Raw genomic sequence first — 10,394 nt, 5'->3', positions numbered from 1 at the left:
CCAGATGCCTGAAGCCGCAGCCCCTGGGCAGCCGCGGCTCGCGGGCCGGATCGCTTTCGTGACCGGCGCCGGCAGCGGCATCGGCGAGGCCGTCGCCCGCGCGCTGTACGCCCGGGGGGCCTCGGTCGCCGCCACCGACCTGCGCGGCGCGGCCGTCGCCGACCTCGCCGCGTCGCTGACCGGCCGCACCGGGCGGACCGGCCGCTTCCTGCCGCTGACCCTGGACGTGGCCGATCCGGACGCGGTGCGCGCCGCCGCGGCCGAGGCCACCGCCGCCCTCGGGCCCGTGGACGTCCTCGTGAACGTGGCCGGCGTCCTGCACACCGGACCGGTGGCCACGACCGAAGACGGCTCCTGGGCCCGGCTGTTCGCGGTGAACGCCGCCGGAGTGTTCCACACCGCCCGGGAGCTCGCGCCGTCGATGGCCGGGCGCGGGCGCGGCAGCATCGTCACCGTCGCCTCCGACGCCGCGGGCGTACCGCGCGTCGGCATGGCCGCCTACGCCGCTTCGAAGGCGGCCGCCGTGATGTTCACCAAGTGCCTGGGGCTGGAGTACGCGCGCAGCGGGGTCCGCTGCAACGTGGTCGCGCCCGGGGCCACCGACACCGCGATGCAACGCTCGCTGTGGGAGGGCGACGAGGTGCCCCTCCAGCTGCTGGAGGGGGATCCGGCGCGCTACCGGCACGCGATCCCGCTGGGCCGGATCGCCGACCCGGCCGACGTCGCCGAGGCCGTCTGCTTCCTCGTCTCGGACGAGGCCCGGCACATCACGATGCAGCAGCTGTACGTGGACGGTGGTGCGTCCCTGCGCTGACCGGCCCCGCCCGAACCCCTTCCGCCCGACCCGAACACCCCCGTCCCGCCCCCGTCCAGAGGAGTCACCGTGCCGACGGTCCGCCCGGTCGCCGCACCCCACGCGTCCCCCCTGTCCCCCCTCTCCCACGCCCCGGCGGCCCCCGCCGCCGCCGTCGCGCACCCCGCCGTCGGCGCCGCCACCGCGCTGCTCGACGCCTACCGGCCCGGGGACCGCTTCCTGTCCACGCCCACCCGCACCCTGCTGGCCGAAGGCGTCCTCCTCGACGTCCCGCACGGCGGCGGCCCGTTGCCCGCCCGGGTCGACTCCGTGCTCGCCGCGGCCCGTCAGAACGGGGCGGAGCACCTGGTGATCGGTGCGATCCCGTTCGACGCGGACCGCCCCGCCGCGCTCGTCGTGCCGCGCACCGTGCGCAGCGGGCCGCCGCTCGTCAGCGACCCCCTGGTGGGGCTCCCACCGGGCGAACCCGACGGCGGGGGCTGGACGGTGACCGAGGAGCCCTCCGCCGAGGCGTACGGGCGGGCCGTCGCCGCGGCGGTGGCCCGGATGCGCGCCGGGGGGCTGGAGAAGGTCGTCCTCGCGCGGACCCTGGAGCTGGTCGGGGCCGGGCGGGAGCCCGAGCCGGCCGCGCTGCTGGGCCGGCTCGCGCGGCACGACCCCGGCGGCTACGCCTTCGCGCTGCCGACGGGTCCCGGCCGCACCCTGCTGGGGGCCAGCCCGGAGCTGCTGGTCTCCCGCCGCGGTGGTGCGCTGGTCGCCAATCCGCTCGCCGGATCGGTGCCGCGCAGCGCGGACCTGGCCGAGGACGTGCGCCGGGCCGCGGGTCTGCTGGAGTCGGCCAAGGACCTGCACGAGCACGCGGTGGTCGTGGACGGGGTCCGCGCGGCGATGGCTCCGTACTGCTCGGAGCTGGCCGTGCCGGAGCGGCCGACGCTGGTGCGCACCGCCGCGATGTGGCACCTGTCGACCACGGTGACCGGTCGGCTCGCCGACCCGCGGACCACGGCCCTGGACGTGGCCTGCGCCCTGCACCCGACGCCCGCCGTGTGCGGCACCCCGGCCGCCGAGGCGCGCCGCGCCATCGCCGCGCTGGAACCCTTCGACCGCGGGTTCTTCACCGGAGTCGTCGGCTGGCAGGACGCCGGTGGCGACGGGGAGTGGGTGGTCACCCTGCGCTGCGCGGAGGCCTTCGAGGACCGGCTGCGCCTCTACGCGGGTGCCGGGGTGGTGGCCGCTTCGGACGCGGCGGCGGAGACCGCGGAGACGGCCGCGAAGTTCGTCACCTTCCTGCGCGCCGTGGGGGCCTCGCTGTGAGCGCCGTCGATGCGCCCATGTGGCCGGTGGAGTTCGCCGAGCGGTACCGGGCCGCCGGGCACTGGCGCGGCGAGACCCTCGGCGGGATGCTGCGCGAGCGGGCCGCCGCCCATCCGGACCGGGTGGCCGTGGTCGACCCCGGGGACGGCCCGGACGGGGTCCGCCGGGTCTGGACGTACGGCGAGCTGGACGTCCGGGCCGACCGGATGGCCGCCGGGTTCACCGCCCGCGGGATCGCCGCCGGGGACAAGGTCGTCGTCCAGCTCCCCAACACGGCCGAGTTCTTCGAGGTGGTCTTCGCCCTCTTCCGGATCGGGGCGCTCCCGGTGTTCGCGCTGCCCGCGCACCGGCAGGCGGAGATCGGCTACTTCTGCTCCTTCACCGGCGCCGTCGCCTACGTCGGGCCCGGCCTGCTGGCCGGATTCGACCACCGGGAGCTGGCGGCCGCCGTGCGCGCCGGGGCGCCCGGGCTGCGGCACGTGTTCGTCGCGGACCCGGACCCGGGTCCCTTCACCGCGCTCGCGGACGTGCCCGTCGATGCGGCGGCGGGCGGACCGGTGACGGGTCCTGGAGCCGGTCCGTCCCCCGGGGACGTCGCGTTCCTTCAGCTGTCCGGGGGGAGTACGGGCGTGCCCAAGCTGATCCCGCGCACCCACGACGATTACGTTTACTCGGTGCGGGCATCCAATCCGATTTGCGGGGTGGGCGAGGACTCCGTCTACCTGGTGGCGCTGCCCGCCGCCCACAACTTCCCGCTGTCCTCCCCCGGCTCGCTCGGCGCCCTGTACGCGGGCGCTCGGGTGGTGCTGTGCCCGCGCCCCGCGCCCGAGACGGCCTTCGCCCTGATCGAGCGGGAGGGGGTGACCATCACCGGGCTGGTACCGCCGCTGGCCCTGCTGTGGACCGAGGCGGCCGCCTCGACGGAGCACGACCTGAGCAGTCTCGACGTCCTGCTGGTCGGCGGCGCCAAGTTCTCCGCGGAGGCCGCGCGCCGGGTCGGTCCGGCGCTCGGCTGCCGCCTCCAGCAGGTGTTCGGCATGGCGGAGGGGCTGGTCAACTACACCCGCCTCGACGATCCCGAGGAGTGGGTGACCGGCACCCAGGGCCGCCCGATCTCCCCCGACGACGAGATCCGCATCGTCGACGACGAGGACCGCGAGGTGGCTCCGGGCGCCACGGGCCACCTGCTCACCCGGGGTCCGTACACGATCCGCGGCTACTGGCGGGCCCCCGAGCACAACGCCCGTTCCTTCACCGCGGACGGCTTCTACCGCACCGGGGACGTCGTCCGGGCGCTGCCGAGCGGGCACCTGGTGGTGGAGGGCCGGGCCAAGGACCAGATCAACCGGGGCGGCGAGAAGATCGCCGCCGAGGAGGTGGAGAACCACCTCCTGGCCCACCCGGCCGTCCACGACGCGAACGTGGTCGCCGAGCCGGACGCCTACCTCGGCGAGCGGACCTGTGCGTACGTGGTCCTGCGCGAGGGGGCGGGCCCGCTGCGGCCCGCCGCCGTGAAGGGCTTCCTGCGCGGCCGGGGGCTGGCGGGCTACAAGATCCCGGACCGGGTCGAGTTCGTCACCGCCTTCCCCACCACGGGCGTCGGCAAGGTCTCCAAGAAGGACCTGCGCGCGACGGCGGCCGAGGCCCCGCCCGCAGCCCTCCCCGCACCCGCACCGTCCCCCTCCCCCGAGCGCACCGCCCCCACCGAAACGGAACGCACTTCATGAGCCTGCCCCGCATCGAGCCCTACCCGCTGCCGACCGCGGACTCCCTGCCGCCGGGCCGGGTCGACTGGAAGCCCGATCCGGCCCGGTCGGTGCTGCTCGTCCACGACCTCCAGAACCACTTCCTGTCCGCGTACGGCGAAGGCTCCGCGACCGTCGCGGCGCTGCTGCGGTCGGTCGCCCGGCTGCGCGCCGAGGCGGACCGGGCCGGGGTGCCCGTGCTGTGGAGCGCGCAGCGCGGCGGCCAGAGCCCCGCCGAGCGCGGCCTGCAGCAGGACTTCTGGGGGCCGGGGCTGCCCGCCGACCCGGTTGCGGAGGCCATCGCCGACGCGGTGGCCCCGGCGTCCGCGGACAGCGTGTTCACCAAGTGGAAGTACAGCGCCTTCGTCCGCACCGACCTGGCGGAGCGCATGGCGGCGCTCGGCCGCGACCAGTTGGTCGTCGTCGGCGTCTACGCCCACATCGGCGTGCTGTTGACCGCCGCCGACGCGTGGATGCGGGACATACAGGCGTTCGTGGTCGCCGACGCGGTCGCCGACTTCTCCGCCCGCGAGCACCGGATGGCCCTGGAGTACGCGGCCGGCCGGTGCGCCCGCGTCACCACCGTCGACGAGGTCGCCGCCGCCTGGTGAGCGGTGCCCCGCCGATCAACCCGCCCTCCCGTCCCCCTTACGAGGAGATCCCCATGACCGATCGCATCGCACCCCTGCAGCCCTACGCCCTGGGCCTGTTCCGGATCGTCACCGGCCTGCTGTTCGCCTGCCACGGCGCCGCCTCCCTGTTCGGCGTGCTGGGCGGGGGGCACGGCGGCGCCACCGTGCCCGTCGGCGCGTGGCCGGGGTGGTACGCGGCGCTGATCCAGCTCGTGTGCGGCACCCTGGTGTGCCTGGGCGCCGGTACCCGCAGCGCGGCCGTCGTCGCTTCGGGTTCGATGGCGTACGCGTACTTCTCGGTGCACCAGGGCACGGCCCTGTGGCCCATCCAGAACAACGGCGAATCGGCGGCGATGTTCAGCTGGGCGTTCCTGCTGATCGTGTTCACCGGTCCGGGCGCGCTGGCCGTGGACCGGATCATGCGCCCCGCGCGCCGACGCCGGACCGCGGCCGCCTGACCGGACCCCGACCCGGTACGCGGCGGGGCCCGGCTCCTCCCTCGGCGGGAGGGGCCGGGCCCCGCTAGTGCCGTGGCCGGGAAGGTTTGCCGGGTCGCGGTGTCCGGTGCGGTGCATCGCAAGGCGGAGGACCGCGGCTCGTACTGGACGTACTTGCGTGGGCCGACAACGCGGCGAGGTGCCGTGCCGGGCGCCGCGACACGGTGAACCTTTCCGGTCACGGCACTAGGTGTGCGCCGCGTGCGTCTCAGGTGCTGTGCTGGGCCTCGCGGCGGACGTAGGAGCCGGGGGTCCGAGCGAAGTGGCGGCGGAAGGCGAGTATGAAGCCGTTGGTGCTGGCGAAGCCGACCTGCGCGGCGACGGCGCCGACCGACTGGCCCTGGTCCAGTAGGTACAGGGCGTGGTTCAGGCGCAGTCGGGTGCGCCATTCGGAGAAGGCCATGCCGGTCTCGGCGCGGAACGCCCGGCGCAGGCTGGTGGAGCTGGTGTACAGCGCGGCGGCCCATTCGGTGGCCGTGCGGGCGTCGCCGGGCGTACGGGCCAGGCCGCTGGCCACGGTGCGGGCGGCGGGCGTGACCGGCTGCGGGAGCGGCAGGCTGTCGGGGTGGGCCGCGGACAGTGCGGCGAAGACCCGCGGGTCGTCCTCCTCGGCGGTGCTGCTGCGCATCCGGCCCAGCAGCAGGGCGCGTTGGGCCTCCGTGACGTTCACGGGGGTGGGGCCCTCGTAGGGCGGGTCGAAGAGAGCGGCGCCGAACGTCTCGGAGACGACGATCGATTCGGGGTCGAAGCGCGCGCCGTGCACGACTCCGGCCGGCAACCACAGGGCCACCGACGGGGTCAGCTCGTACTCCTGGCCGAGTGCGGACACGGTGATCCGGCCGAGCGGCACGTAGAGGAACTGGTGGAAGTCGTGGACGTGCGGCGGATGTCCCCCCACGGCCGTGAAGCCGTCGTCGCCCGTCAACGCCGGTTCGGGCGCGGTGCGTTCCGTCCGGCGGCCCGTGCCCGCGAGCGTGCGGAGCCGGGGCGCGGTCGTCCGGCCCGAGGTGGTGGCCGTGCGCAAGGTCATGGTGGTCATGCAATCCCTCCCGTTCGTGGCAGAGCCGAAATCTGACCCCTCAGTGCGATCGGTCTGACTCCCGCATTGGACGATCTCGACTTCGGTAAGGCTAACCTAAGTTTTACCCAGTGAGACCAGGCGAGGAGCCCCCCGACCCCCATGAATCCATCCGTCCTGCCGGCGGAAGCACCCCCTCCGGCCGTCCTCGCACGCACCCGTGCGACACGCGGCGCGCCGGCCGTGCTGCTCGCCTGCCTGATCCTGACGGTGGTCGTGATCGCCGGCATCGCCATCGGTGCCCGCGACATCCCGCCGTCGTCCGTCGTACGGATCCTCTTCGATCCGTGGGGCGCCGGTTACGACCACGACGTCCTGTGGACCGAGCGCATCCCGCGCACCCTGCTCGGGCTGCTCGTGGGCGCCTCGCTCGGCGCCTCGGGGCTGCTGATGCAGGCGCTGACGGTCAATCCGCTGTCCGACCCGGGCATCCTCGGGGTGGAACAGGGCGCCTCCCTCTGCGTCGTGCTCGGCATCCTCTTCCTCGACGTGAAGGACGCGGGCGGGTTCTTCTGGCTCGCGCTGACCGGGTCCGTCCTGACCTCCGGGGCCGTCTACCTGATCGGCACCCGCACCCGGGCCGGCAGCAGCACGCTCGGCCTGGTTTTGGCGGGCGTGGCGGTGGCGGCCCTGCTCTCCTCCGTGGTCACCCTGCTGGTCGTGCGCGACGAGGTCGTCTACTCCTCGCTGCGCTTCTGGTCGGTGGGACAACTCGCCGGGCGCGCCGGGGTCCTGGACGAGATAGCCCCCTTCGCCCTCGTCGGGCTGCTGCTCGCCCTCCCCCTCGGACGCACCCTGAACGCGCTGGCGCTGGGCGAGGACACCGCGCGCGGGCTCGGCGTCCGGGTCGAACGGGCCCAACTGGCGGGCGCCGCGGTCGCGGTGCTGCTGTGCGCCGCGGCCACCGCCGCCGTCGGGCCCGTGGCCTTCGTCGGACTCGTCGCCGCGCACGTCGCGCGGATGCTCGTGGGATCCGACCACCGCTGGTCGGTGCCGCTGTCGATGGCCTGCGGGGCGATCCTGCTGATCGTCGCCGACACGGCGGGCCGCGTGGCGCTCCAGCACGGCGAGGTCCAGGTCTCGGTGATGACCGGCATCGTCGGCACCCCCTTCTTCGTGTGGCTGGCCCGCCGCCGCGACCTGGTCCGGATGTGAGCGACGTGCCCCAGACCCCAGCCCAGACCCAGACCCAGACCCCGACCCCGACCCCGGCCGGTCCGCCGCCCGCCGCCGCGTCGACGCCCGCCGCGGCGGCCGCGGCCACGGCCGCGCTGCTGGCCGCCGCCCGCAGGGCCGCCGCCCGGCGGCTCGCCACCGCCTGGGCGGTGCTCGCCCTGCTGGTCGTGGGCCTGTTGGTGGCGTCCGTCCTGCTCGGTGGGCTGCGCACCATCGCGCCCGCGGACGTGCTGCCCGCCGCCTTCGGTCTGCGGACCGGCATCGCCGACTACGTGATCCACCGCATCCGGCTGCCCAGGGCCCTGACCGCCCTGCTCGCCGGCGCCCTGTTCGGCCTGGCCGGAGCGCTCTACCAGCGGCTGGTCCGCAACCCCCTGGCCACCCCGGACGTGGTCGGCATCTCGGCGGGCGCGGGCGCCGGCGCCGTGACCGTGCTGCTGCTGGCCCCCACGGTCCCCTTCGGGGTCGAAGCGGCGGCGCTGGCCGGCGCGTTCGTGATGGTCGGCGCCGTGATCGCGCTGAGCCGGAAGGACGGCGCGGTGGACACCCACCGCCTCGTCGTGATCGGCATCGGCCTGGCCGCCGTGTGCACCGCCTACACCAACTACCTGTTCACCATGGCCGGAGAGCAGGGCCTCGGGCAGGTCGTGCGCTGGCTCGTCGGCGGCGTCAGCGGCGCCACCTGGGACGGCGTGAGCACCCTCGCCGTGTCCCTGGCCGTCTGCGGACTGTGCGCCGTCCCCGTGCACCGGGCCCTCGCGTCGATGTCCCTCGGCGACGAGCTCGCCGCCGGTCTCGGCACCCGGGTCGGGGGGACCCGTACCGCGGCCCTGCTGCTCGGAGCGGCGGCCGCGGCGCTCGCCACCAGCGTCACCGGCCCGATCGGCTTCGTCTCGCTGGTCAGCGGCCCCGTCGCGGCCCGGCTCGTCGGCACCGAGCGGGCCCTCGTCCTGGCCCCCGCGGTCGGCTCGGCGATCGTGCTCGGCGCCGACGTGCTGGCCCAGTACGGGCCGCTGATCTCCCCGGTGCCCACCGGCGCCGTGACGGCGCTGATCGGCGCCCCCTACTTCGTCGTCCTGATCCTGCGCCGTGGGCAAGGAGCCTCCTCGTGAACCATCCCCTCCGGGCCCGTCCGGTACCCGGCGGTCCGCCGACCGACGGCCTCGAGCCCGCCGCCGGGCTCCGACCGGCCCTCGCCGCCCGCGCGGTGACCGCCGGCTACGCGGGGCGGACCGTCGTCGACGGCCTGTCGCTGGAGATCGAGCCGGGCCGGATCACGGCGCTGGTCGGCCCGAACGCCTGCGGCAAGTCGACCCTGCTCAAGTCGCTGGCCCGGCTGCTCCCGGTGTCGGCCGGATCGGTGCTGCTCGACGGGCACGACATCCACGCCCTGCCCACCCGCGAGGTGGCCCGCCGGCTCGGCATCCTGCCGCAGACCCCGATCGCGCCCGAGGGCATCACCGTGGGGGACCTGGTCCGCCGCGGACGCCACCCCCACCAGCGGTTCGGAGCGCCCGCCCGGCCCACCAGGGACCGCGAGGACCTCGTCGTGGCCGAGGCGCTGGAGGCCACCGGCACCGCCGAGCTGATCGGCCGTCCGGTGGACCAGCTCTCGGGCGGCCAGCGGCAGCGCGTGTGGATCGCCCTGGCCCTCGCCCAGGAAACCCCCACGCTGCTCCTGGACGAGCCCACGACCTACCTCGACATCGCGCACCAGATCGAGGTGATGGACCTGCTCGCCGACCTGAACGAGCGCACCGGACGCACCATCGTCCTCGTCTCCCACGACCTCAACCAGGCCGCCCTGTACGCCTCGACCATCGTCGCCATGCGCGACGGCCGGATCGTGCGGCAGGGCAGCCCGCACGAGGTCCTCACCGAGAGCACCGTCGCCGACGTGTTCGGCCTGGACTGCCTCGTCGTCCCCCATCCCCGATCCGACCGGCCGCAGATCTTCCCGCTCGGCCGTCGGCACCGCAACCCCGCATAGGAGAGACCCCCTTGTCCACGTACGCCAGAACCCGCTCCACCACCGCCCGCCGCCTCGGCCGCACCGCCGCGGCCACGGCCGCAGCGCTGTCGCTGACCCTCCTCGCCGCCTGCGGCGGGGGCTCCGACGGCCAGGGCACGGACAAGGCGGCCTCCGCAGCGGGCTCCTCCTTCAAGGCCGTCACCCAGAAGAACGCCTGGGGCACGGCCGAGGTCAAGAAGAAGCCGCTGAAGGTCGCCACCGTCTCCGACGGCGACACCTCGATCGCGCTCGCGCTCGGCATCGTCCCGGTCATCACCCCGGACGTCGAGGACGGCTCCCCCGTGCCCCAGTTCAAGCAGCGCGCCGTCGACGCGCTGCGCGCCGGCAAGCTCAAGACCTACGACGACACCGACGGCACCGCCTACGAGGCCATCGCCGCCGAGGGCCCCGACGTCATCCTCGGCATGAACACCTGGGAGATGGACAAGGACTACGCGAAGCTCTCGCCGATCGCCCCCGTCATCACCTACACGGACAAGGGCCAGGCCAACACGCTCACCTGGCAGGAGCGGCTGCGCCGGGCCGCCCAGGCGCTGGGCCTGGAGGCCAAGGCCGAGGAGGTCATCGCGGCCAACGACAAGGCCGTCGCGGACGCCGCCGCCGCGCACCCCGAGTTCAAGGGCAAGCAGTACACGTACGCGGTCGTCCACCCCGAGCAGATCAGCTTCATGTCCTACGCGGCGCAGGACCCGGGCGTGTTCGAGAAGCTGGGCTTCGTCAAGACCGACCGGGCGAAGAACTACGCGCCCGACAAGAACGGCGTGAGCATGGAGAACCTCGACCAGCTCGACGCGGACGTCCTCCTGCTCACCTACCCCTTCGGCGACCGCGGGGTGATCAGCCCGGCGGAGCTGGAGGGCAACAAGCTCTTCCAGTCCCTGAACGCGGTCAAGGGCAAGCACTTCGCGGTCGTGCCCTCCGCCAACAACCTGGCCTCCGCCATCGCCTACCCGGACGCTCTGAACGCGGCCTGGGCGACCGAGCAGCTCACTCCGCTGCTGGCGAAGGCCGTCGCCGGCCAGTAGCGGCCGCGGCGGGGGGGGGGGGCGCCCCCCCCCCCCCCCCCCCCCCCCCCCCCCCCCCCCCCCCCCCCCACACACCAACAC

General features: G+C 74.9%; 10 protein-coding genes. 9 read left to right on the top strand and 1 reads right to left on the bottom strand.

Annotated elements, in window-relative coordinates:
• Window positions 1-4: 4 nt before the first annotated feature.
• From ACFWAR_RS31585 to ACFWAR_RS31565, 5 genes are all read left to right on the top strand, one after another.
• Window positions 5-814 (top strand): 2,3-dihydro-2,3-dihydroxybenzoate dehydrogenase, encoded by an 810-nt coding sequence (locus ACFWAR_RS31585; protein WP_385784543.1) that lies wholly within the window; start codon window positions 5-7, stop codon window positions 812-814.
• A gap of 111 nt (window positions 815-925) precedes the next feature.
• A complete protein-coding gene (locus ACFWAR_RS31580; RefSeq protein ID WP_385784572.1) occupies window positions 926-2,128 on the top strand; it encodes an isochorismate synthase in 1,203 nt (400 codons plus the stop codon).
• Entirely contained in the window at window positions 2,125-3,855 is a 1,731-nt protein-coding gene (locus ACFWAR_RS31575) for a (2,3-dihydroxybenzoyl)adenylate synthase (RefSeq protein WP_385784541.1), read from the top strand. Before ACFWAR_RS31580 ends, ACFWAR_RS31575 begins: the two co-directional genes overlap by 4 nt.
• On the top strand, window positions 3,852-4,484 hold the full coding sequence (locus tag ACFWAR_RS31570) for an isochorismatase family protein (protein ID WP_385784538.1): 633 nt from the start codon (window positions 3,852-3,854) through the stop codon (window positions 4,482-4,484). Before ACFWAR_RS31575 ends, ACFWAR_RS31570 begins: the two co-directional genes overlap by 4 nt.
• Window positions 4,485-4,537: 53 nt before the next feature.
• Window positions 4,538-4,963 carry a DoxX family protein gene (locus ACFWAR_RS31565; protein ID WP_385784535.1) on the top strand — a complete coding sequence of 142 codons (426 nt, stop codon included), beginning with the start codon at window positions 4,538-4,540 and terminating at the stop codon, window positions 4,961-4,963.
• Between the two features lie 247 nt (window positions 4,964-5,210).
• Here ACFWAR_RS31565 and ACFWAR_RS31560 read toward each other — a convergent pair whose 3' ends face one another.
• A complete protein-coding gene (locus tag ACFWAR_RS31560) occupies window positions 5,211-6,041 on the bottom strand; it encodes an AraC family transcriptional regulator (protein WP_385784532.1) in 831 nt (276 codons plus the stop codon).
• A gap of 141 nt (window positions 6,042-6,182) precedes the next feature.
• Between ACFWAR_RS31560 and ACFWAR_RS31555 the strand changes: the two genes are divergently transcribed.
• The 4 genes from ACFWAR_RS31555 (at window position 6,183) to ACFWAR_RS31540 (ending at window position 10,313) form a co-directional block, all read left to right on the top strand.
• Window positions 6,183-7,235 (top strand): FecCD family ABC transporter permease, encoded by a 1,053-nt coding sequence (locus ACFWAR_RS31555; RefSeq protein ID WP_385784529.1) that lies wholly within the window; start codon window positions 6,183-6,185, stop codon window positions 7,233-7,235.
• Between the two features lie 5 nt (window positions 7,236-7,240).
• On the top strand, window positions 7,241-8,368 hold the full coding sequence (locus ACFWAR_RS31550; protein ID WP_385784526.1) for a FecCD family ABC transporter permease: 1,128 nt from the start codon (window positions 7,241-7,243) through the stop codon (window positions 8,366-8,368).
• Between the two features lie 95 nt (window positions 8,369-8,463).
• On the top strand, window positions 8,464-9,246 hold the full coding sequence (locus ACFWAR_RS31545; protein WP_385784569.1) for an ABC transporter ATP-binding protein: 783 nt from the start codon (window positions 8,464-8,466) through the stop codon (window positions 9,244-9,246).
• A gap of 11 nt (window positions 9,247-9,257) precedes the next feature.
• Window positions 9,258-10,313, top strand: a complete 1,056-nt coding sequence (locus ACFWAR_RS31540) for an ABC transporter substrate-binding protein (RefSeq protein ID WP_385784524.1) — start codon at window positions 9,258-9,260, stop codon at window positions 10,311-10,313.
• Window positions 10,314-10,394: the final 81 nt, after the last annotated feature.

It is taken from the genome of Streptomyces sp. NPDC059917 (genome assembly GCF_042730635.1).
Lineage (GTDB): Bacteria > Actinomycetota > Actinomycetes > Streptomycetales > Streptomycetaceae > Streptomyces.
This window is presented reverse-complemented; position numbering and strand designations above follow the sequence as displayed.